General features: G+C 45.5%; 18 protein-coding genes and 1 pseudogene. 9 read left to right on the plus strand and 10 right to left on the minus strand.

Annotated elements, in window-relative coordinates; genetic code table 11:
- Positions 1-232: pseudogene (locus L5L77_RS18340) on the plus strand (IS4 family transposase); the annotation flags it as partial.
- 102 nt (positions 233-334) lie between these two features.
- Positions 335-1,351: a protease SohB gene (sohB, locus tag L5L77_RS18345; RefSeq protein WP_198572807.1), complete on the plus strand. Its 1,017-nt coding sequence runs from the start codon at positions 335-337 to the stop codon at positions 1,349-1,351.
- A gap of 87 nt (positions 1,352-1,438) precedes the next feature.
- Here sohB and L5L77_RS18350 read toward each other — a convergent pair whose 3' ends face one another.
- Both L5L77_RS18350 and L5L77_RS18355 read right to left on the minus strand, forming a co-directional pair.
- Positions 1,439-2,506, minus strand: coding sequence for a DUF3083 family protein (locus tag L5L77_RS18350; RefSeq protein ID WP_028760986.1), 1,068 nt, complete (start codon positions 2,504-2,506; stop codon positions 1,439-1,441).
- A 145-nt stretch (positions 2,507-2,651) separates the two neighbouring features.
- Positions 2,652-3,251, minus strand: coding sequence for an arylesterase (locus L5L77_RS18355; RefSeq protein ID WP_263163352.1), 600 nt, complete (start codon positions 3,249-3,251; stop codon positions 2,652-2,654).
- Positions 3,252-3,303: 52 nt separating this feature from the next.
- On the opposite strand from L5L77_RS18355, the gene L5L77_RS18360 reads away from it, so the two are divergent.
- The 3 genes from L5L77_RS18360 to lepB all read left to right on the plus strand — a co-directional run bounded on the left by L5L77_RS18360 (position 3,304) and on the right by lepB (position 7,474).
- A complete protein-coding gene (locus L5L77_RS18360; RefSeq protein ID WP_212600695.1) occupies positions 3,304-4,032 on the plus strand; it encodes an ABC transporter ATP-binding protein in 729 nt (242 codons plus the stop codon).
- A gap of 2 nt (positions 4,033-4,034) precedes the next feature.
- The gene (locus tag L5L77_RS18365; RefSeq protein WP_263192231.1) at positions 4,035-6,530 is read left to right on the plus strand and encodes an ABC transporter permease; all 2,496 of its coding nucleotides are present in this window, start codon (positions 4,035-4,037) and stop codon (positions 6,528-6,530) included.
- 281 nt (positions 6,531-6,811) lie between these two features.
- The gene (lepB, locus tag L5L77_RS18370; RefSeq protein WP_263192232.1) at positions 6,812-7,474 is read left to right on the plus strand and encodes a signal peptidase I; all 663 of its coding nucleotides are present in this window, start codon (positions 6,812-6,814) and stop codon (positions 7,472-7,474) included.
- Positions 7,475-7,549: 75 nt separating this feature from the next.
- On the opposite strand, the gene gltS is transcribed toward lepB, so the two are convergent.
- The 3 genes from gltS to folX form a co-directional block, all read right to left on the minus strand.
- Entirely contained in the window at positions 7,550-8,773 is a 1,224-nt protein-coding gene (gene gltS, locus L5L77_RS18375) for a sodium/glutamate symporter (RefSeq protein WP_113940752.1), read from the minus strand.
- Positions 8,774-9,304: 531 nt separating this feature from the next.
- Entirely contained in the window at positions 9,305-10,198 is an 894-nt protein-coding gene (locus L5L77_RS18380) for a TIGR01777 family oxidoreductase (RefSeq protein WP_263184833.1), read from the minus strand.
- An 87-nt stretch (positions 10,199-10,285) separates the two neighbouring features.
- On the minus strand, positions 10,286-10,648 hold the full coding sequence (gene folX / locus L5L77_RS18385) for a dihydroneopterin triphosphate 2'-epimerase (protein WP_006082167.1): 363 nt from the start codon (positions 10,646-10,648) through the stop codon (positions 10,286-10,288).
- A 98-nt stretch (positions 10,649-10,746) separates the two neighbouring features.
- On the opposite strand from folX, the gene L5L77_RS18390 reads away from it, so the two are divergent.
- Entirely contained in the window at positions 10,747-11,856 is a 1,110-nt protein-coding gene (locus tag L5L77_RS18390; protein WP_028760979.1) for an AI-2E family transporter, read from the plus strand.
- 6 nt (positions 11,857-11,862) lie between these two features.
- Positions 11,863-12,780 carry a class I SAM-dependent methyltransferase gene (locus L5L77_RS18395; RefSeq protein WP_263184832.1) on the plus strand — a complete coding sequence of 306 codons (918 nt, stop codon included), beginning with the start codon at positions 11,863-11,865 and terminating at the stop codon, positions 12,778-12,780.
- An 800-nt stretch (positions 12,781-13,580) separates the two neighbouring features.
- Here the strand turns inward: L5L77_RS18395 and L5L77_RS18400 are convergent.
- The 3 genes from L5L77_RS18400 to ackA form a co-directional block, all read right to left on the minus strand.
- Positions 13,581-14,015 carry a hypothetical protein gene (locus tag L5L77_RS18400; protein WP_105252133.1) on the minus strand — a complete coding sequence of 145 codons (435 nt, stop codon included), beginning with the start codon at positions 14,013-14,015 and terminating at the stop codon, positions 13,581-13,583.
- Between the two features lie 477 nt (positions 14,016-14,492).
- Complete coding sequence (gene pta / locus L5L77_RS18405) at positions 14,493-16,646, minus strand: phosphate acetyltransferase (protein WP_263184831.1); 2,154 nt, start codon at positions 16,644-16,646, stop codon at positions 14,493-14,495.
- 111 nt (positions 16,647-16,757) lie between these two features.
- On the minus strand, positions 16,758-17,957 hold the full coding sequence (gene ackA / locus L5L77_RS18410) for an acetate kinase (protein ID WP_107948097.1): 1,200 nt from the start codon (positions 17,955-17,957) through the stop codon (positions 16,758-16,760).
- A 141-nt stretch (positions 17,958-18,098) separates the two neighbouring features.
- Here ackA and yfbV point away from each other — a divergent pair, with 141 nt between their 5' ends.
- A complete protein-coding gene (gene yfbV / locus L5L77_RS18415; protein ID WP_081729091.1) occupies positions 18,099-18,542 on the plus strand; it encodes a terminus macrodomain insulation protein YfbV in 444 nt (147 codons plus the stop codon).
- A gap of 44 nt (positions 18,543-18,586) precedes the next feature.
- On the opposite strand, the gene pflA is transcribed toward yfbV, so the two are convergent.
- Complete coding sequence (gene pflA / locus L5L77_RS18420; protein WP_263184830.1) at positions 18,587-19,327, minus strand: pyruvate formate lyase 1-activating protein; 741 nt, start codon at positions 19,325-19,327, stop codon at positions 18,587-18,589.
- Positions 19,328-19,390: 63 nt separating this feature from the next.
- Positions 19,391-21,673 (minus strand): formate C-acetyltransferase, encoded by a 2,283-nt coding sequence (gene pflB / locus L5L77_RS18425; protein WP_028760972.1) that lies wholly within the window; start codon positions 21,671-21,673, stop codon positions 19,391-19,393.
- A gap of 1,206 nt (positions 21,674-22,879) precedes the next feature.
- Between pflB and focA the strand changes: the two genes are divergently transcribed.
- The gene (focA, locus tag L5L77_RS18430; RefSeq protein WP_263184829.1) at positions 22,880-23,875 is read left to right on the plus strand and encodes a formate transporter FocA; all 996 of its coding nucleotides are present in this window, start codon (positions 22,880-22,882) and stop codon (positions 23,873-23,875) included.
- Positions 23,876-23,899: the final 24 nt, after the last annotated feature.

A 23,899-nucleotide genomic window follows, 5' to 3' on the forward strand; every position in this document is an offset into this window, starting at 1 on the left:
GGTCCACCCCAATCAACTGAGTTTTCGAGATGCGGCGAGTTATATCATCTTCAAGTTGACACAACTGTCATCACAAACACCGGGGAATGTCCCGAGAGACGTATTGGATATAGAACGAAATGCACGGCAATTTAAGCTGGATGGTAAACGGGAAAGGGCATATCCACGAGTTCTTAAAATGAGCAAAAACAAGTTCCCGGTTAGACCAAAGAAAAATGCCGTTCACTCTTAAGTGAACGGCATTACAGCCTTTGCTGGGTTTTTTTATGGGCCTTTAGGCTGTTAGAATAGCGCGCAATTGACTGAATGATGTAACGCCCTAACGGAGAACACTTTGGAATTTTTATACGAGTATGGAATGTTTTTGGCGAAAGCCGTCACAATAGTGGTCGCAATCGTTGCCGTTATTATTGTGGTGTTGGCTTCTACTGTAAAACACAAGTCAGATAAGGGCGAGCTGAGGATCACTAACTTGTCTGAAGAGTTAGAAGAACTTAAGCATGGCTTAAAAGAAGAACTTCTGTCAAAGAAACAATTCAAAGCCTATGAAAAGCAATTAAAAGCTGACGAAAAGGCAAAAGACAAGGCCGCAGATGAAGCCTGCACGGGCAAAGTGTTCGTGATTGATTTTAAGGGCAGTATCGATGCCGCTGAGGTTGCATCACTGCGTGAAGAAATCAGTGCAATTATCGCTATCGCAGAAAAAGGCGATGAAGTGGTTGTCAATGTAGAGAGTGGCGGTGGTATGGTGCATGGTTATGGTTTAGCCTCCAGCCAGTTAGATCGCTTACGTCAATCAGATATTCCATTGACTGTCTGTGTTGATAAAGTCGCCGCCAGTGGTGGCTATATGATGGCTTGTGTAGCGAATAAAATTTATGCTGCACCTTTTGCCATTGTCGGTTCTATTGGTGTTGTTGCTCAACTGCCTAACTTTAACCGCCTGCTGAAAAAGCATGAAATTGATTATGAGCAACACACGGCCGGTAATTTTAAGCGCACCTTGACAGTATTTGGTGAAAACTCCGATGAGGGAAGACAGAAGTTTCAAGAAGAACTCGAAGAAACCCACGTCTTATTTAAGGCGTTTGTTGGTAAGTATCGCCCTGAGTTGGATTTAGTGAAAGTCGCCACTGGCGAGCATTGGTACGGTCAGCAAGCTATCGAATTAGGTTTAGTTGATGCGATTTCGACCAGCGATGATGTGATAATGTCACTCGCCACAGAGCGTACTGTGTACAAGATACGTTATCAGGTGAGAAAGAAACTCGCTGATAAAATTGCCCACGGTGCCTCTTTGTCTGTGAACGCTATTTTCAATCGCCTCATAGAAAAAAATCGTCCTATGTAATTCTGTCTATTGGTGAATAAAAGTAAAAACGCCTGCATTTGCAGGCGTTTTCATTTGCTGAGCTTTCGCGGCTAATACCGAAGTGGGTTAGATTTGATAGCTGATATGTTGATGGAAGCGTACGATGAGATCTTCACGCTCCGGATCGACACCTATGTCGGCTGCGAAGGCCTTCAGAGCTGTTTCAACATTGTTCATAAAGCGACCGAAACCTGAATCATCACAGTCCTTAGTACCTGCCACTATGGTAAAGTGCGCGGCTTCGACTAAGTTATCGGCATCCCAGCGACGGATAACTTGTTGCTCAGTCGCATTAGGATCGAACCCTATCATTTGTACTTCGGCTTTGCTGTCGAGCTTTTCAAACTTACTGTTACGCACAAGCGGTGTTAAGCCGTTCGCTATCATAGCAAGGCGTGTCAGTTGTCTATTCGCTGCCGCTTTGAGGAAGCAGTCTTCAAGATGCTGATATAAAGGCGTAAAGTCAGTGGCTGAGTCAGGTAATAAACCCTGTTTGAGTTTGCGGCTCAGTGGCAAGCTCACAGTCACATAGGTGAGAGAGCTAACGTTTTCTGGTAACTCACATTTTCTGGCTTTATATCTTGGGCCGATGGCGCGCAGTTTATAACCATAGGTTTCTTTATAGCCCTTAGCTTTTGCGAACAGATCATAGGATAAATGCTGATGGTCGCGGACCTTAACCTTAAGATCGCTTATTGGCATTAAGGGCATTAATTCAGTGAGCAACTCACGCACCTTGATATGGAAACTGGCGGAATTACTGCGAATATCGTCACCTGTGGCAAGAAACACAATGCGCAGTTTGCGGGCGCGATAGTTTTCTTGCGAGAATAAGTTTTGGGCTTCGTGGTAGGCTGGGTTATAAAAAAATAGAATTTGTTCAGTGGTTTGGAAGCAATATGCTTCGGTATGGTAACGCACTACTGGCAGTTTATCGTTAGTGATCACGTGAACATTACGGAGATCGTGTTGTTCTGCCAAATTAAATATCAAACGGCTTAACGTTTGATAACAGCTTTGATAATCGGGATATTGATTGAGTAGCTCATCCGTCACCTTGATTTCGGCTGTGATGTATTGATTTGTACGGGCTTCCTTGGGTATGTACACTTTTTGCTGATGGCTAAGGGACATATTGACTCCTTGTTTGAGTTAACCATTTGCTAACACGAATTTTACTGTTTATCTATAGGGTTAATCTTGCGTTAGAACACGTTTTTATCCGTTGAGTATGAGTTTAGCTAAGTAAGCGGTTCGTTAGCTTAAAATAGCAGCTATTTTATTGGGTTAACGCATTTTCTATCCATGGTTGCATCCAAGCCGCAATCTGAGCTTGCGCCTTTTCGTTGGGATGAATGCCATCCCTTTGCATTAATTCTGGATGGGGAGCGATATCCTGCATAAAGAAGGGGATCAACACTATATCCTGGGTTTTAGATATGTCTTGATACACTTGGGTGAACTTTTGGGTATAGCGAGGGCCATAGTTAGGCGGTACCATGATCTCGGTCAGCAGCACTTTTGCGCCGCTATCTTTGGCTAGGGTAATGATTTGGATTAGATTATTTTCGAGTTGCGTTGGGGGGAATCCACGTAAACCATCATTACCTCCTAGCTCAATGACCACAAGATCGGGAGCAACAGAATCGAGCAAGGCGGGTAATCGGCGTAGGCCGCCCGCTGTGGTTTCGCCGCTCACTGAGCCATTGGTAAACTGATGTTCGGGCAGATTTTTTTGCAGTAGTGCTACCCAGCCTGACTGTTCTGCCATGCCGTAGCTAGCGCCTAAGCTATCGCCGAGGATCAGTATCTTTGCCGCGTGAGCGGGCGTGACCATGAGTACACTCAGTAGGATGAATGCCCCTAGGGTCTTCGCCATTGATTTTAATCTTAGCGATTGATACCAGAACGATTTATATAAGAAGGATCCTATGTCTAACGTCATCTTAAAAAACAGTGCCATTAATGTTGTTAACCTCGAAAAATCAGTGATTACTCAGGAAGGAACGCTCACTATCCTCAAGGGCATTAACTTAGATGTCAAGCAAGGTGAGAGTGTGGCTATTCTCGGCCCATCAGGTTCGGGCAAATCCACCTTATTGGGATTGCTTGCGGCGCTTGATACGCCTACGTCGGGGGAGATTTGGCTCGATGGTGTGGCATTATCACCACTGAATGAAGAGCAAAAAGCGGCACTGCGTAAACAGAAGGTCAGCTTTATTTTTCAATCCTTTATGTTAGTGGATACCTTAACTGCACTCGAGAACGTCATGTTACCCGCCGAGCTTGCAGGCGTGAGCAATGCCAAGGAAAAAGCGCAGGCCATGTTGGTGCGGGTTGGTTTATCCCATCGCTTGACTCATTTACCCAAACAGCTTTCGGGTGGTGAACAGCAAAGGGTGGCGATTGCCCGCGCTTTTATCTGTGAGCCTACAGTTTTGTTTGCCGATGAACCAACAGGCAATTTAGACAGCGTCAACGGCCATAAGATTGCCGATATGTTGTTTGAGCTTAATCAAGAAAGCCATACAACCTTAGTCCTCGTTACCCATGATCTGCTGCTGGCCAAACGGTGTGAGCGTCAACTAGTGATGGATAACGGCCATTTACAGGAAGATATTACTCAAACAGAACCGCTAGCCGATGTTAAGGAGGCTTAATAATGGAGTTAAGTCTGGCATGGCGTCTGTTTAAACGCGAGTTACAGCAAGGGCAATTGTTATTGATTATCCTCGCTATTACGCTCGCGGTTTTGTCTGTGAGTGGCTTGGCGCGGGTGAGTGAACGTCTGCAAGTGGCAATTAGTGGTCAAGCTTCACAGTTTATTGCTGCCGACCGTATTATCGATTCGCCAGTTAAAATTGATGCGGCGATTTTATCCAAAGCCGAAGCGCTTGGGCTTAAGCATGTGACTAATATGCAATTTAATTCCATGGTCTATTCGGGAGATAAGTTTCAGTTAGTCACAGTACGCGCCGTAGAGTCGGGTTACCCGCTTAAGGGGGATATTGAACTCACCAGCGGTAAAACAAAGGCGTTACCTCAAGCGGGCGAAATCTGGTTTGAGACTCGCTTAGGCGGACTTTTGGGTTATCCCAAATCCATCGAACTAGGTAACAGCGAATTTGTGCTCAGCAATGAGATCAGCCGCTTACCCGACGCAGGTTTTAATCCTTTTGCTTCATCGCCTGTGGTATTGATGCGGATGGAGGATGTCGCCAAAACAGGTGTTATTCAACCAGGCAGCCGCGTGACTTATCTGTATCAATTTGCTGGAGATGAAGCCTCGCTTACGGCCTTTGAACAAAGTGTTAAACCGCTTTTGAATAGCACCCAGCGTTGGGTCGATGTGCAATCCGGTGACTCACCTATTGCGGGAGCCGTTAAGCGAGCGGAGCGCTTCTTACTGCTGGCAAGTTTGATGGGCATTGCATTGGCCTGCGCGGCGATAGGTATTGCCGCCCAGCGTTATTGTCAGCGTCATTACGATGTGGTGGCCATGCTGAAAACCTTTGGCGCCTCGGCAAAGCAAATTCGCCTGTTGTTTGGTACTCATTTATTGTTGGTAACGCTACTGGGAATTGGTCTAGGTCTTATTGGGGGGGGGTTACTCGATTTTGGGATCAGTTATCTATTGCCACCCGAAATTGCGGCCTATTCACCGCCACTCACACGACCATTATTACTCGGCATCAGCACAGGGCTCATCAGCGCCTTTATGTTTTCGGCTTATCCATTGATGCGTTTACTGGCTATTCCGCCACTGCGGGTGTTGCAGCGCCAGTTAGAAGGCTTACAGCTTGGTATGTGGCTGCATTTGCTACTGAGTCTAGGGGCTATGGCGCTATTGGGCTATTTGTATTCCCAAAGTTGGACTTTGACTCTGACTGTGGTCGCGGCTGTGCTATTGCTGGCTGCGCTATTAAGTCTGCTTGGATTTGTGATGATACGAGCAGGACACAGTGTTGGTATGAAGACTACCAATCCTTTGCAATTAGCGCTGGCGGGGCTAAGGCGTCGTGCGCGGCAAAATGCGGTGCAATTGGTCGGCTTTAGCGCTGCACTGGTACTGTTATTGACGATTTTGGCGTTAAGACAAGATTTACTTAACGAATGGCAAAAACAGTTGCCCGAAAATGCGCCTAATTATTTCCTTGTCAATATTGCGCCTGATGATGCAAAGCCCTTGAATGATTTCATGACGGCTAAGGGGATAGTGGCGACAGACATTTATCCGGTGATCCGTGGCCGATTAACTCAAATTAACGGTGAAGCGCTGATTTCGAATGAACAGTCAGAAGCGGGTGAAAAGGGAAGAGTGGGCATTTCGCGCGAGTTAAACCTAACGTGGCGCAATACACTGCCTGCTAACAACGAACTGTTAGAGGGGCATTTTAATCAAGCCGCTGATGAAGTGTCGGTGGAGTCTGGCGTGGCGGAGCGTTTAGGTATTGGTCTTGGCGATAAGCTGACTTACGTGATTGATAATCAAGAGCTCACAGTTAAAGTTGCCAGTATTCGTGCCGTACACTGGGAAACGCTGCAACCGAACTTCTTTATGATTTTCACCCAAGAAGCGCTCGCGCCTTTTGCGTATACCTCGATGGCGAGTTTTTATCTGAATGATCAGGCGACTAACGATAAGACTATTAATGCTGATGGTACGCCTAAGGGTGCAGTGATCCTTGCGCTTATTCAGCAATTTCCGACGATATCTATCATAGATGTTGGCGCTATGGTGGGGCAGTTGCGGCAGATAATTGAGCAAGTGTCGCTGTCGTTGTCTTTAGTGCTGGCCTTAGTGTTATTAGCCAGTGCCTTAGTCTTGATTGCACAGACTGAGGCTGGCATGGCAACTCGGCAATGTGAACTCGCTGTGTTGCGTACCTTTGGTGCTTCAGGATGGTTATTGCGCAGTGCAACGGGTTTAGAGTTCGCCTTACTTGGCGGTATTGCGGGTGTGTTAGCCGTAATTGTGGCCGAATTTGCGTTATATCTACTTAAGACGCAAGTATTTGAACTTAATGTATACATGCACTGGCCTTGGTGGGGTATTGCCCCAGTTTCTGGAGCCTTAATTGTCGCCTTACTTGGGGTGTGGTGTTGCCGAGAATTGCTCAGCCAATCTTGCTCTGAGCTATTAAAGGCGGGCAGCTAGTGGTTGCTTGCATGGGTTAACGCTTGAGTTTATGACGTACATAGGCTGAGTTAACAATTAAAAGCACTGATGCTGCCTAAGCTCAGTGCTTTTTTATTGTCTGGCTGATTCTGCTGAGGTTGAGCATGACTCGAACATGAATTTGAGCATGAACATGCCTTTTTACATCGGCTTACAAATTGATCTGTGCTTAAGCAGGTAGCAACAGAACTTAGTGCAACGCAATGGGTCTATCTAACTGAGAACAGCGACTAGCTTATATATGCCATAGAGGGAATATTATGTTCAAAGGAATAACAAAACTGCTTAAGGATAATCGCTCCTTTTTTCTGTTTATCAGCTTAATGTTAGTGTTCAGGAGCGCTGTGGCAGATTGGAATACTGTGCCATCGGGTTCTATGCTGCCGACTATCGTCGAGGGGGATCGCATTCTTGTTAATAAGATGGCTTATGATCTTAGGGTGCCATTTACGCATATCGCATTAGTTAAACTGGCAGATCCTGCTCGTGGCGATATTGTGGTATTTGACTCGAAAAAGGCCGATAAAAAGCTGATTAAGCGGGTAATAGCTGTGCCAGGCGATACTGTGATGATGCAGGATAATCGCTTGTATTTAAACGGCGAACTGCTCAGCTACACATCCCAAGCATTGAGTGCTTATGCTCCCGCTGATGTGACAGAAATGCAGGAAAATTTACTCGGTATGGTCCACAGTATTCGCCTTAACCCTGTACCCTCAAGGCTTGCCAATTTTGGACCTGTCACAGTGCCAGAGGCGCATTATTTAGCCCTGGGTGATAATCGTGATAACAGCGCTGACTCTCGGGTTATTGGCTTCGTGCCCCGTGATGAGATTGTTGGCCGTTCAAGTTCAGTCGTTTTCTCCCTTGATTATGATGATTATTACCTGCCTCGGCCTGAACGCTTAATGCGTGAATTCTAGTCTTAACTATTTTGAACCATGAAATAGGGCGCCAAAGTCGGCGCCCTATTTTTTAAGTGATTGAGTTATAAACAACTACTTCATAAAGCTCAGATAGCCCTGTAAGACAATTAAGTTAACTATGTCGATAAAGAAGGCTCCGACTATAGGTACTACCATAAAGGCTTGGGGTGATGGCCCTGTGCGCGAGACGAGCGCGCCCATATTCATTACTGCTGTTGGGGTTGCACCCATACCAAAGCCGCAGTGTCCACCGGTGATCACCGCAGCATCGTAATTACTGCCCATGACTTTGAACGTCACGAAATAGGCAAAAATGGCCAACACTGCGGTTTGTACCAGTAAAATCACCAGTAGCGGGATCGCTAAATCAAAAATTTCCCATAACTTTAAAGTCATTAAGGCCATTGAGAGGAAGAGTGACAGCGCGACAGTCCCTATCACATCGATGCTTTCGGTATGGGGTTTGTAACCGCGGGTGAGTTCTGTGAGATTAGCGATCAGCACGCCAAGAAAAAGAGCATATACAAAGTCGGGCATCTTTAGCCATGCAATACCCGATTGGCTGATCCACAGCGTGAGCCATTTTGATCCTGCAACACACAACAACAGTACAAACAGAGTTTCTAATATGGTTTTGGCGGTGACTTGGTCTTCTTCTAAGTGATCATAAGTGACTAAATGCGGATGTTCACTGTGATGCTTGCGGCCAACTCCATAGCGAGAAACGAGATTATGTTTACCGATTAATCGCTGCGCGACGGGGCCACCGATGATCCCACCCATGATCAAACCAAAAGTTGCCGCGGCCATAGCAAACTCTAAGGTGTTGATACCGTAGCGCTCAGCAAAGGTTTGTGACCAAGCTACGCCGGTACCATGGCCGCCCGACAGAGTAATTGATCCTGCGATAAGTCCCATGATGGGATCGAGCCCCAATAGGCTGGCTAAACTGACGCCGACGGCATTTTGAATCACAATATACACTGAGGCCACACCTAAAAAGATGAAGACTTTTTTACCACCGCTGAGCAATAGCTTGTAGTTTGCCGAGAGGCCAATGGTGCTAAAAAACATCAGCATTAAGGTATTTTGCAGTGATAGGCTGAAATCGAGACTGATATTTTGAAAGTGAAGAAATGTGACTCCCGCGGCGACAACTAGGCCACCCACTATGGGTTCGGGGATATTATATTGCCTGAAGACACGTACATGGCGATTGATAGAGTGGCCGATAAACAGCACGAAAATGGCAATTAAAAATGATTCTAGCTCGCCAATCATATAGGTCGTGTGCATGAAAATTCCTTACAAACTGTCTTAGTGCGGGCGTTTCATTGGGCACAATGTCCAATGAGAAGTAACCCATCTTGTTATTAAGTACCTGCTAATGCTGGATGTTAAGCGCTTGATGTCGAGGACAGATCAGTGTCAATCCGATAAAAATTTAAAGGACGAGTAGGCGCGAGTGTGTATCGTTTTATGGTCTACAGACCAAGAACAGCAGATTAAATAGCCTGTTCCTGAGCATAAATAACTGTCTATTTATGAGGTGTTGCTGACTCTATCTGTGGTCAAGGCTGAGGCGGTTAATGCGTGCCTCCTATGACCGAATGGAGGCGAGTTTAGCAGAAAATGGACGGATTGTCGCTAAATCATAATATAAATCATGATGTTACACTCTTGTTTTTCTAGTGTTGCTAAAATAATGGCAAAATTGACGCTACAATATACCTGGTTGTTGAGCGGATTTGAGTACTAAGTTCCGCCTGCATCAGCCACTGATTTTATCAGTATATTTAAGCTGAGTTTAGGCTCTAGCGTACAGGCCTATTTGGCTAACACGTTTGTTAAGGCGTTATCGAGATCACTGAATTGAAACTGAAAACCCGCTTCGAGGGCACGTTTGGGGTAAACAAATTGCCCTTCTGTCAGCAGCTCCGACATTTCGCCCATCGCTAAGCGTAATGCAAGCGGTGGGGTCGTGATTAACGCTGGGCGATTAAGTGCTTTTCCGAGCACTTTGGTAAACACAGCGTTACTCACTGGATTGGGTGCTGTGGCATTAAATATGCCTTTACAGTGTTGTTGAGTGAGTAAAAAATCAATAAGGGAAATGAGATCCTGCACATGGATCCAGCTCATACCTTGGCGTCCATGGCCAATTGGGCCACCGAGTCCGAGTTTAAATGGCGGTAACATTTTCTCTAAGGCACCACCTTTACCTAGCACGATACCAATACGGATAATGCAGACGCGTGTGTGCTCTGAGGTTGCATTTAGCGCTTCTTGCTCCCATTTTCGACAGATGTCATGGCTAAACTCAACATGGGCGCCACTAGACTCATCGAGTAATTTATCATCGTGTCGCCCGTAATAACCGACTGCCGAACCACTCACCATGATCTGAGGAGGAGTGCTACTCTGCTGTATTAGCTGAGTTAATCTTGCCGTAATATCCCAGCGACTATCACAAATGCGTTGCTTCTGGTTTTTACTCCAACGTTTAGCGACTATGGGTTCACCCGCAAGATTTACAATGGCATCAATGTGATTTAAGTCGCTTAGCGCATCGAGACTCTCGAGGTAATGGTGCTGATTACCGAGCACTTTTTGTGTTTGTTGCACTGAGCGAGTTAATAACGTCAGTTGATGATATGGCGCCAGTCGTTCGACTAATTGGCGGCCAATAAAGCCGCTTGCGCCGGTGATCAGTATATTCATGGAACCTCTCTTAATTGGTTAAGCTCTGCGGATATATACCAAAATGCGGTGTGCAACGATCACTTAGTCGGAGTATTTTTAGCCAGATTATTTTTGATAACATAACTCCATCGAGACTGAATCGGCAAAGCGTAGTGCATGGGGTTTGTCTATTTCGACACTGGCAAATTCAACCCAAGGATGCTCACTGGCGATGGCCAGCGTTTGGCTGGTGAGATTTTCGAGTAATGAGAAACGGTTATTCTCAATCAGTTCAATGATCTTTTTGGTGATTGTGCGGTAATTGAGCGCATCCTCGACATTGTCACTGTTGCGGGCACGTTCGGCACAATAATGGATCACGACATTAATGATCACGTCTTGGCGATTTTGGATTTCATCTTCTTTAATGCCAATAAAAGTACGAAGTCTTAAGTTTTTAATGCGTATAATCGCGGTTTCTGGTTTCATAATGACAAATGGCTATCTTAAGCTAAAGTTGCTGAGGTTAAGTGGTTTCAAGGGTTAGCCTAACAATTTTATCTAAGATCAAGAAGGATTTTTAATAAATGACTCGACCTAATGCGCCCTCTGCTGCTTATCGTGGCTTTGCGGTTATGGCCTTTGTAGTGATTATTTTGGCAGGGATTAAGGCGGCGAGCCCGATTGTGGTGCCGTTTGTGCTGTCCAGTTTTCTTGCGGTGATTTGTAATCCTGCAATCGGTTTGATGACAAAGTTCCGTGTGCCTAAATGGCTGGCAGTGATCCTCTTGATGGGTTTTATTGTGTTGATGGGCCTATGGTTAGCCTCAGTCGTCGGCAGTTCTGTCAATGAGTTTTCTAAACAATTGCCCCAATATCGCGATCAGCTGGTGGAGCAGTTTTCGTGGATTATCCATAAATTACAGGCATTAAATATTCAGATTTCGAAGGATCAGGTATTAGCCTATTTTGACCCAGGTATGGCCTTGTCTATGACCACGAATATGCTATCGGGTGTCGGCAATGTGATGGCGAATTTATTTCTGATCATCCTCACTATCGTCTTTATGCTGTTTGAAGCTCAGTCGCTGCCAAAGAAATTGCATCTGGCATTGGACGATCCCGATATGCGCTTAAAGCAGATTGACCGCTTTTTACAATCTGTGAATCAGTACATGGTGATCAAGACCTTAGTGAGTTTGGCTACTGGGATCATCGTCGGTGTGGGGTTGACCTTCATTGGCGTGGATTACGCCATGTTATGGGCGGTGATTGCTTTCCTGTTTAATTATATTCCCAATATTGGTTCTATCATTGCCGCCATTCCAGCTGTGTTGTTGGCCTTTATTCAGCTTGGCCCTGCGGCTGCGGGGGGGACTGCACTTTTGTACGTGGGTGCCAACATGGTGATGGGCAATATCATTGAGCCTAAATTTATGGGGCGCGGTCTGGGGTTATCGACCTTAGTGGTGTTTTTATCATTAATTTTCTGGGGCTGGTTATTAGGTTCTGTGGGCATGTTGCTGTCAGTGCCATTGACTATGGTGGTTAAAATTGCCCTCGAATCGAGTAAGAGTGGTAATTGGTTAGCCATTTTATTATCAGACGATATTGAAGATAAGTTCTTGGCCAGTAACACGGAAAATTCAATTCCCAATGGCGATGAAGCCAATACAAGTGCAACTGAGAGTAAGTAATAGAAGATGCAAAGTTTTATACAAGCGCTAGCGACAATTGAGTTAGGTGATGATGCGGTGCGGTTATTTCACGGCCGCGGTGGGCATTACGTGGGTTGTGAGCACCTATGTTTAGATTGGTTTGCACCAGTGCTATTGCTGACCAGCTTTACTCCCTTGGAGGATACGGATTTAACCCTCTGCCAACAGGCGATTGCAGTGCGCTGGCAAGCTATTCGGCCAGATAGTCAATTGAATTTAGTCTACCAATACCGTAGTACGGGGGAGACGTTTACCCAATTATTGCAAGGTGAAGTGCCTGAGCCGCATATCGTTAGCGAAAATGGCGCACGGTTTCAGGTGCACCTAATGCGCGGACAAAACCACGGACTCTTCCTCGATATGGCCAATGGCCGTGAGTGGGTGAGAGCAAACGCCCGTTATAAAAAGGTGCTTAATTTGTTCGCTTATACCTGTGGTTTCTCGGTCGCGGCATTACAAGGGGGCGCCGATGAAGTCGTGAATATGGACATGAGCAAAGGCGCATTAGGCATAGGCAAGCAGAACCATTTGCTGAATGGCTTTAGCGCGGGGGCCCGTTTTTTAGGCCATGATATTTTTAAATCTTGGGGCAAACTGAAAAAGCTCGGTCCCTACGACATTGTTGTTGCCGATCCACCGAGCAATCAGAAGGGCAGTTTTGTTGCGACTAAGGATTATGTGCGTTTAATTAGGCGGTTACCTGAGTTGCTTGCCGAGAATGGCGAAGTATTACTGTGTCTAAATGCACCTGAACTCGATACCACTTTCCTGCGTCAACAGGTAGCGGAAGCAGCACCTGCACTCGAATACATAGAGCGCTTAGCCAATCCGCTAGCCTTTATGGATGTGTCTGAAGAGAAGTCACTTAAGGTGCTTCACTACCGCTTATCGACTCAAGCCTAGGCCTGATTTAGCTTAACAGGCCAGTATTAACTGGCCTTTTTGTCGGCTTAGGTTGAATGTTTAGCTTTTTACACAGTCGCTTATTACTCAGCACTTATTATTCAGTAGCTTAATCGCTCAGATAGCTGCGATCGCCCATAGGTTTTAATCACTTTACTGACTTGATGTTGGTCTAAGTGTTTTAGGGTGGACATTTCACCATAAAGCCTGCCCTGAACATCTAATGGCATTCCCTAGATTCATTTTATGTAAGTGATTTCTGTTAATCGCTTTTGTGTATAAAGCGAATGATGAAATGGCGTCAGCATGGCCTCAATATCCTCGTAGAAAAGTGAAAGTCTTTCATGTCGAATCACTGATTGTGAGCTATTTAAATGATAACCAGCCTTAAATGCTATGCTTGGCGATACAAAACTGAAAGTTTTCTGTAATTGTGGCTTTTGCTTTGTTATACTCCAGCCCACGGAATGTATCCCTTTCCTCATAGGCAAAATGTCAGCATAGAATGGCAAGCCTCTGCGACCTTACCCAATCAAGCAGGAGTTGTTATGGAAGTTCATGAATACGAAAATGCTTATTATCAAGTGAAAGACGATGTACTAACGTCTTTACCTGCTGAAAGCGAAGAAGAAGTGATCCAAGCTTAATCGATAGCGATTAAACTGACGGTACTTATGAGTCGGAAATAACAGAACAAGCACAAAAAAATAGCAACCCTAAGGTTGCTATTTTTTTGGCTGAAAGTAAGCAGAATGATTGTATGACAAGGTATGCGCGGTGAAAGCAGGCAAGAAAGGGGGTTAACCGTTAACTTTGCGCTTTTCAGGCAGAAGTTCGACGATAATCCATTGGCTACCAATTTTGTGTAGGCGTATGGTCCTGTCATCAATCCATGGTTGACCACCTTTAAGACCTTTCATTTTGACCACAACAATGACGTCTTTGGTAAATTTGCGGAAGAAGTCGATATCGATATCATCAATTTCCATTTCAACATTGGTCATAGATAGGCCGAGCATATTACGCTGTACGGCTGCGGCAATGTGGTAATGGGTGAGCACTTGTTTAATGGGATCGTCGACGTATTGCTTGGCTTGTTCAACATTACGATCAACATAAATCGCTTTAAAAAAGCCTAAGCTCACTTCTTCCGGTGATAACTGGCGTTGCTCTTGCGTTGAGGGATCGCCACAACCGAAGAGGAACAGGAGGGAGAAAAAAAATAGAGTTCGCATAAGTTTTAGTTATTGGAATTTGTTCCGAGTATCGCGATTTTAGCTGTAATGTACAAGTCTTGTCGTGATTCGCTGTCTATTGTGAAAAGCATTGACTCAAACCTCATGTGTGTGGCATATAGTTAGGAGTCATATAAAAAGGTTATCCACAGAAACTGTGGAAAACTATGTTGAAGACTTCAGTGATACTTTGTAAGTCATTGATATTGTCTTGCTTTATTTGCTGGTTAAAAAGTGACGCTTTTCTGCTTTCCATTATGTTCCACTTCTACTTGTGGATATTTTTCGCAATTTGCCGAGCTTATTCACACTGCATAATTCGATATTTCTCGTTTTTTCTTCATCTTTTGTAATTTCGACTCATCCATTAAGCGATTCTTGCGATCAACGGTATGGTTTACGCTAAATTTGAGCATAAAAAAGCACCGGTAATAACCAGTGCTTTTTTGTGCGTAACGCTATGCAGATTTAATGCTGTTAGCTTTTAGCTGCGTCGTTTTGTGCGGCTTGAATTGCCGTTAGTGCGATAGTGTAGACGATGTCATCGACTAACGCGCCGCGAGACAAGTCGTTCACAGGTTTGCGCATACCTTGCAGCATAGGACCAATACTGATCAGATCGGCGCTTCGCTGTACGGCCTTGTAAGTCGTGTTGCCTGTATTAAGGTCTGGGAACACGAAAACGGTAGCTTGACCAGCGACAGGGCTATTAGGTGCCTTAGAGCGGGCAACGTTTGGCATAACCGCCGCATCGTATTGCAATGGACCATCAATAATCAGATCTGGGCGTTTTTCTTTGGCAATACGGGTTGCTTCACGCACTTTATCCACATCAGAACCTGTACCTGAGTTGCCAGTTGAGTAGCTGATCATCGCCACTCTTGGCTCGATACCGAAGGCTTTTGCTGATTCCGCCGATTGGATGGCGATATCTGCTAACTGCTCAGCATTGGGATCTGGGTTAATCGCACAGTCACCGTAAACAAGCACTTGATCTGGCATCAGCATAAAGAAGATGGATGAAACTAAGCTTGAGCCAGGTGCCGTTTTGATCAATTGCAGTGGTGGGCGAATGGTATTGGCTGTGGTGTTAACCGCACCAGAAACGATACCGTCGACTTCGTTTTGCGCCAGCATCATAGTGCCGAGCACCATGTTGTCTTCTAACTGTTCACGGGCAACGACTTCAGTTAAGCCTTTGCTGCGACGCAGTTCCAACATAGGTTCTACGTAACGGTCGCGCACCTCTTCAGGATCGATAATGATCACGCCTTCGCCAAGCACCACATCTTGCTGGGCGGCGATACGCAGGATTTCATCTTTTTTACCTAAGAGTACACAGCGAGCAATACCGCGTTCTGCACAAATGGCCGCCGCTTTAATGGTACGCGGCTCATCACCTTCTGGAAGCACCACAGTCTTGTGGGCGGCGCGCGCCAATTCCGTGAGTTTGTAACGGAAAGCGGGTGGCGACAGGCGATGCTCACGGGGTGAGTTTTTAGTCACGCTTTCAATCCACGTTTGGTCAATGTGGCTGGCCACATAATCCTGCACCAGATCGATACGAACCGCGTCATCGACAGGTACTTCATGGTCGAAACGTTGAATGTTGAGCGAGGTTTGCCAAGTGTTACTGTCTATTAAGAACACAGGTAAACCGGTTTCAAAGGCCTGTTCACACAGCTTAAGGATTTCTGGCTCTGGCTCGTAGCTACCGGTCAACAACAGGGCACCAATTTTCACGCCGTTCATGGCCGCAAGACAGGCTGATACGATCACATCTGAGCGATCGCCTGAGGTTACAAGCAAGGAGTCAGTCTTGATATGAGTGACCATGTTCGGGATACTGCGGGCACAAAAGGTTACTTTACGCAGGCGGCGGGTATGCATTTCACCAGCATTTAGAATGCGTGCACTTAAATGTTTCGCTAAATCCGACGCACGAGGAGCGACAAGATCAAGATTGTAGGGCACGCTGCCTAAAATACGCAGTGGGCTTTTACCCGGCAGTTGGAACATGCTGGCCGCATCTGAGCGTTGAACACCTTGGTGATCAAAGACTTCAGATAGATCAGGGCGCGCGCGACCTTCGTCGTCCACGGGGGCACCAATCTTGTTAATTACAGCACCAATTAAGCGTTTATTCTTTTTCCCGCCCCAAGAGTTATAGGCGATTTCGAGGCGATTCATTAGCCCTGTAGCCGTATCACTGCCTGGTGTGGCAATAAAAATTACGTCGGCATCCATGGCTTTAGCGATGGCATAGTTCACATCATCGGCGAAGGGATGATTACGCGTTGGCACTAAACCTTCGACAATTAAGGTCTCTGTGTTGCTAGCGCAATCGGCCGCACGGGCGATGATTTGCTCCATTAAGACGTCGATTTGATCGGCGCGAATTAAGGCTTCGGCATGGGCCATGTCGAAGGGCTCTAAGGGATTTACTGTTGGCGATTTGCTCAGAATAGTGGTCGAGCGTTCTGGGCCATTATCGTTTGGACGAAGCTGAGAAATAGGCTTAAAGAACTGAACCTTAACCCCGTGGCGCTCCAGTGCGCGCACCATCCCAAGGCTTAAGGAAGTCAGGCCGACTCCGGTACCTATGGGGATTAACATAATATTACGAGACATAAAAACCTCTAGTTTCGATGGTTTTTGGCAGAATAGTTTCTGCAAATTTGCTTGTGAGTACGGCTACGTAAGGTATAAAGCCGTTTGGGTGAGCAAACGGCTTAGGTCTTTTTATTTGTTGATAAGTTTAATGGAATCTTCGGCGATAACCCATTCTTCGTTCGTTGGGATCACCATGGCAATCGTGCCTTTATCTTGGGTGATGATACCTTTCTTACCGAAACGCGCCGCTTTGTTGCGCTCACTATCGACATGGAAATTGAAGATCTCCAGCATGTTGAGCACTTTTTCACGGATTAAATCTGAGTTTTCACCAATACCGCCGGTGAAGACGACTGCATCTAAACGGCCCAGTGGCACAGTGTATGAGGCGATGTACTTGGCTAAGCGGTAGCAGAAGATTTCTAAGGCTAAGGTCGCGCCTTTATGACCGTCTGCGTAACCTTCTTCGATGCCGCGGCAATCGTTGGTCAGCTCGGAAATACCCAGCAGACCACTTTGCTTGTTCATCAGGTTATTCACTTCTTCTAAGGTGTAACCCAGTTGATGAACTAAGTGGTAGATGATTGAAGGGTCAATGTCGCCACAACGTGTGCCCATGACCAAACCTTCTAATGGGGTTAAGCCCATAGAAGTGTCGACACTTTTGCCGCCTTTGATGGCGGTGACTGACGCGCCGTTGCCTAAGTGAGCACAGATAACATTCGTTTCTTCAATTGGCTTGTTGAGCATTTTTGCCGCTTCACGGCTAACGAATAAATGACTCGTGCCATGCATGCCATAACGACGAATACCGTGTTCACGGTATAACTTGTAAGGCAGGGCGTAGACATAAGCTCTGTCTGGCATGCTTTGGTGGAAAGCGGTATCAAATACAGCAACCTGTGGCAATTTAGGGAAAGAGGCCATTGCCGCGCGGATGCCGATAAGGTGAGCAGGATTGTGCAGTGGGGCTAATGAAGCACAGTCTTCGATGCCTTTGATCACGCTCTCATCGATGATCACTGAGCGAGTGAATTTCTCACCACCGTGAACGATACGATGGCCAACGGCTTGAATTTTTGCTGCTAATTCAGGTTGTTCCGCAAGAATTTTATTAACAATGTATTCAACTGCTTCACGGTGAGCCGTAAATGCACCTAAGGCTGCTTCATGTTTTTCGCCGTTGATTTTCCATTTAATGCGAGAGTCTTCTAAACCAAAACATTCGGCTAAGCCAGAAATTTGGTCGTCACCTGTTTGCGCGTCAATGACGGCAAATTTGAGAGAAGAGCTACCGCAATTGAGAACTAAAACCAGTTTATTTGACATGTGTAAACCCTTTGCCATTGTGTTTAATATAACGATTCAAAATAATGAGGAACTGCGGTGTTTTTACCATATCAGTCTTGGGGCGATTCGCCAGATTGTGCTATGGTAAGAGCAGTATTCCATTGTAGTTGGTGTCTAAGATTGAGCATTAAGATCCTCAAAACCTTAGGTGATGGTCATCAGTATATGAAGACTTGGCCTATGGTTAGACAACTGGGTTTTTATTTTCCTGAGTATCGGGTCGTCCGAGCAACTCAGCTCGCCATACTGGTGATGCCAGTGCTGGCGATTTTTGTGAGCATGAGCCAGCTGTATATTCACGGTTGGGCATTTCTGCCCCAAGCTGTCACTCTCGGTTTATTTTTCATCAGCTTACCGTTACAGGGGCTGCTGTGGTTAGGCTGGCGAGCTCGCCATCCATTACCGTTAACGCTGTTCGACTGGATTAACCAGTTGAGTGCGAAGTTGTCATCCATGGGCATCAATTGCCACACGTTAGGCGCTAAAGCCTGTTACCTCGATATGGCACTGATTTTAAAAATAGCCTTTGAGCGTTTAGATGCCAGTTATTGGGAAGAACTTTAGGCCGTTGCCGCGGTTATCCGTTTTGGCTTTTCTATTACTGTGGATTAATAAAACGCGTTAATCCCTTGTTGGACAAATACCGCTTTGATCTTTTCCATGGTTTCTCGACTCGGGGGAGATATCCCATCGAGTTGATAGCTTTCGCCCATGGCTTCCCACTTATGTTTACCTAATTCGTGATAGGGTAGTAACTCTACCTTTTCAATGTTTTTCATGGGCTTGATAAACTCGGCCAGTTGTAATGCCGATGCTTCATCGTCGGTAAACCCGCCCACTACGACATAACGTATCCACGTCGCTTGATTACGCTCTGCTAAATACTGCGCAAACTGTAATGTTCTATGGTTGCTGACTTTGGTTAACTCAATATGTTTTTCATCGTCCATGTGCTTGATGTCGAGCAGAACCAAGTCAGTATGGTCGAGCAACTCATCAATCACTGGCGTGTACTTACGTACAAAACCATTGGTATCTAAACAGGTATGAATACCTTCTTGCTGACAAGCCGTGAATAATTCGGCGACAAATTCGGCCTGTAAAATGGCTTCACCACCACTGGCCGTAACACCACCATTGCTGGCATCGAGAAAAGGCCGATAGCTGATGATTTGACTCATTAACTCATCGACCAGAACTTCTTTTCCACCATCAAGATCCCAAGTGTCACGGTTGTGGCAATATTGGCAGCGCATTAAACAGCCCTGCATAAAGGTGATAAACCGTATGCCGGGACCATCTACTGTGCCAAAGGATTCCACCGAGTGGATCCGACCGATAACTGCCATTGTGACTCCTGTTAAAATAAGTGAGGCTGTAGCACAGTGTACTACAGCCTTGACTAATTTAGCTTACAGACCTTTTGTGAATGTACGCGTGATCACATCTTGTTGCTGCTCTGGCGTCAGTGAATTGAAGCGCACTGCATAGCCAGAAACACGGATGGTCAGCTGTGGATACTTGTCTGGATGCTTAACGGCATCTTCGAGCATCTCGCGGTTCATCACGTTGACGTTCAAGTGTTGGCCACCTTCTTTTTTGTCATTGTGGTCGAAGTATCCGTCCATCAATGCCGCTAAGTTGGTACGGCGAGCATCATCATCTTTACCCAGCGCATTTGGCACGATTGAGAAGGTATAAGAAATACCGTCTTGAGCGTGGGCAAATGGGAGTTTTGCCACTGAGGTTAAAGAAGCGATTGCGCCTTTTTCATCACGGCCATGCATAGGGTTTGCACCCGGTGCAAATGGCGCACCTGAACGACGACCATCGGGTGTGTTACCGGTTTTCTTACCATAAACCACGTTTGAGGTGATGGTCAGAATTGACTGCGTTGGGATCGCATTGCGATACATTTTACGGTCACGAATTTTCGCCATAAAACGTTCAACTAAGTCACAGGCGATATCATCTACACGTGGGTCGTTGTTACCAAATTTTGGATAGTCACCGCTGATATCGAAATCAACTGCTATGCCGTTTTCATCACGCACTGGTTTTACGGTGGCGTATTTGATGGCAGACAGTGAGTCGGCTGCGATAGATAAACCCGCAATACCACAAGCCATAGTGCGACGTACGTCTCTGTCGTGCAGCGCCATAAGCGCGGCTTCGTAAGAGTACTTATCGTGCATGTAGTGGATTGAGTTCAGTGCAGTGACATATTGAGTCGCTAACCAATCCATTAAACCGTCTAAGCGATTCATCACATCATCAAAGTTGAGCACTTCGTCTGTGATCATGTCTGCTTTAGGGGCAATTTGGATTTTCAGTTTTTCGTCTACGCCGCCGTTAATCGCATACAGCATGGTTTTCGCTAAGTTAGCGCGAGCACCGAAGAACTGCATGTGTTTACCCACAACCATAGGGCTCACGCAACAGGCGATTGCATAGTCGTCTGATTGGAAATCAGGACGCATTAAGTCATCGTTTTCGTATTGGATTGAGCTAGTGTCGATAGACACTTTGGCGCAATATTTTTTGAAACCGATTGGCAGTTTATCTGACCATAAGACTGTGATGTTTGGCTCTGGACTTGGACCCATAGTGTAAAGGGTGTTCAAGAAACGGAAGCTTGATTTCGTCACTAACGTACGGCCATCTAAGCCCATACCGCCGATTGACTCTGTCGCCCAAATTGGGTCGCCTGAGAACAATTCGTCGTATTCAGGGGTACGTAGGAAACGCACCATACGCAATTTCATCACGAAATGGTCAACCATTTCCTGAGCTTGTTGCTCAGTTAAGGTGCCATTTTTCAGATCACGTTCAATATAGATGTCGAGGAATGAAGAGGTACGACCTAATGACATGGCTGCGCCGTTTTGGCTTTTCACTGCAGCTAAATAGCCGAAGTAAGTCCATTGGATCGCTTCTTGTGCATTGGTCGCTGGACGAGAAATATCGAAGCCATACTTGGCAGCCATTTTCTTCATTTGGCCTAATGCACGGTGTTGCTCGGCAATTTCTTCACGTAATTGGATAACGTTAGATAACTCTTCACCCGCTTCAAACTGCGCTTGCAGTGAGCTAAATTGGGCAAACTTATCTTTCATCAGGTAATCGATACCGTAAAGTGCAACACGGCGATAGTCACCAATGATACGGCCACGGCCATAGGCATCGGGTAAGCCCGTTAAAATACCTGATTTACGACAGGCCATAATTTCGGGGGTGTAAACATCGAACACACCTTGGTTATGGGTTTTGCGCAGTTCTGAATAAACGTATTTAACATCTTCATCCAGTACACGATCGTAGGCGGCGCATGAGCTTTCCACCATACGAATACCACCGTTAGGCAACATAGCGCGTTTTAGCGGCGCGTCTGTTTGTAAGCCAACGATAGTTTCTAATTCTTTGTTGATGTAGCCAGCGTCGTGGGAAGTGATGGTTGAAACCATCTTAGTGTCGAAATCAACAGGCGCGTGGGTACGGTTTTCCTGTTTGATGCCTTCCATGACTTTATCCCACAATTTTGTGGTCGCTTCGGTGGCACCGGCGAGGAAGGACTCGTCGCCTTCAAAAGGCGCGTAGTTTTGTTGGATAAAGTCACGTACATTGACTTCAGATTTCCAATCGCCAGGAGTAAAGCCTTCCCATGCGTTGGCAAACAGTTCAGTTTTGTCGGTCATCGTACTAATACCTTCTGGTTGAGATAAAAGGTTATTGGCGATCAGCGTTAAGCAATGCTGAGTATAAGCCAATAGCTAATTCCTGAAATAAAGCTCCCTTCATGATGACGCCCTATGATGGGAACTGGATTTTGAAGCGCTCGTCACTCCAAAAGTCTGTCTATTGATACCCGATAAGATGACAAATATTCGCTTACTTTGATTATCGGCTACTGATAAATCTTTATAATTGGTAAGACCAATTGTCCATAAGCATATTAACATAGGTCTGTCGCTATCGCATCTTAAACGGCTTGGTTTATGCTCTGTTAATCCCAAATTTGCTAGCTAGGTAGCATTTTTTTACCACAATAGGGAATACGGCACGCTTTTTAAGTTGGTGTGACATCTGAACCCCATTATCTCTTAAATCAGCCTGCCTATATTGTTCCCATTTACTGTCCACCTTTAGCGAGGATAAATCTATCCTCGTATAGGCTGATTTTGATTGGTGGAAGTCACGGCTCGATAATGGGAGCTGTCACAGTAGGCGCAGTGGTTATGATATTAAAAATAAGTTTGATGTTAGCTATTTGTATTAATTTATTTTTATTTGCTAACTTAGTGTCGATTTAGGAGACGGCATGTCATAACGCCATCAAATAAAGCATGCAATGCTTAAATCATTCAGGAAGGGTTAAAGAGTGGCTAAATACAGTAGTTGGCTATGATGCAGGCAACTTATTACTTGCTGTTGGACTAAACTGTAAATGCTAAAGTATCGGTTCAATTTAATAAATACCGAGAGACACGCGTCAAGCTATTGGTCATTTAATGTGTCATTGCTGAGGTTTGCTTGAATCTATAGCGCATTAATTTAAACGTTAGTTCGCTAAATATGAGATGGAAACGTGCAGAATATGCATTGTATACCATCTTAATTAAGCCACATTCTCGCGATGAAAATCGTGTCACCATGGTAAGACCAATTAACCTTTTGTGTTTTTGGCTTCAAAGTTTTCACATTTTGGGTGTGAATAGCATCACGCTTTAGCAATATCTGCTTCACAGCATAAGCGCGTTGTATGATACAAAGCGAGACTTTAGTGAATCATCATTTAAGCAAATCATTATCTCGGTTTTGATTCGTGTTATCTGCGCAATGGCGCTGCTGGAGATACCTATGCTACGCGTTCAAGTTTGTTTATCTGAAGTTGGAGTTATGCAATGAAAAGCCCAAATCCATCGTCATCAGTTCCAACTGTGACAAACAGCGCACATGAAGCGCCACAGGTTTCAGCTCATTTTAGTTGTTACAATCAGGCTGAAATTTACGGGACAAGCAAAGTGGTTAAAGCACCTTGGCAGTCCTTTGGCTTAGCCGTGTTTGCTGGCGCATTTATCGCTTTAGCCTTTGTTTTTTATTTAACCGTAACCACTGGCGCAGGCGATGCGTCTTGGGGTTTAGTTCGTTTCGTTGGCGGAATAGCCTTTAGTTTAGGTTTAATTTTAGTGGTTGTTTGCGGTGGAGAACTGTTCACCAGTTCTGTGCTCAGTACCGTCGCCTGGGCACAAAAACAGGTCACTGGCGCTGAATTACTCAAATGTTGGTGCCGCGTGTATGCCGGCAATTTTGTCGGCGCCATGTTGATGGTTTGCTTGATCACTGCCGCAGGTATGTATGAGCTAGATGGTGGTAATTGGGGATTAAATGCCCTTAAAGTGGCACAGCACAAACTGCACCATACTTGGATTCAAGCCTTTAGTTTAGGCATTTTATGTAACATGTTGGTGTGTTTAGGTGTGTGGATGACCTTTGCTAGTCGTGATGTACTGACGAAATCGTTACTGTTAATTTTACCTGTGGCTATGTTCGTTAGTAGTGGCTTTGAACACAGTATCGCTAACTTATTTATGGTGCCTATGGGCATGATGATCCAATCAATCGCCAGCCCAGAGTTCTTCGTGTCTTTAGGGGTTACTCAAGCACAATTTGCCGATTTAACCGTGGCAAACTTTATATTCAATAATTTAATACCTGTAACCTTAGGCAATATTGTCGGTGGCGGTGTGATTGTTGGTTTAGGTTATTGGTGGATAGAGCAGGGTAAAGTAACCTTGGCTGAACCACACAAAGCTCATCATGAGCACTTTTCTGCACCACATTCACATACTGAAAAACCTCAGCATCAGAGTGAAATTAAGCTGACTAAACATTCCTAAAACGTCTTTAATTATCAGTCTGAA

This window comes from Shewanella sp. SM29 (assembly GCF_025654245.1).
GTDB lineage: Bacteria > Pseudomonadota > Gammaproteobacteria > Enterobacterales > Shewanellaceae > Shewanella > Shewanella oncorhynchi.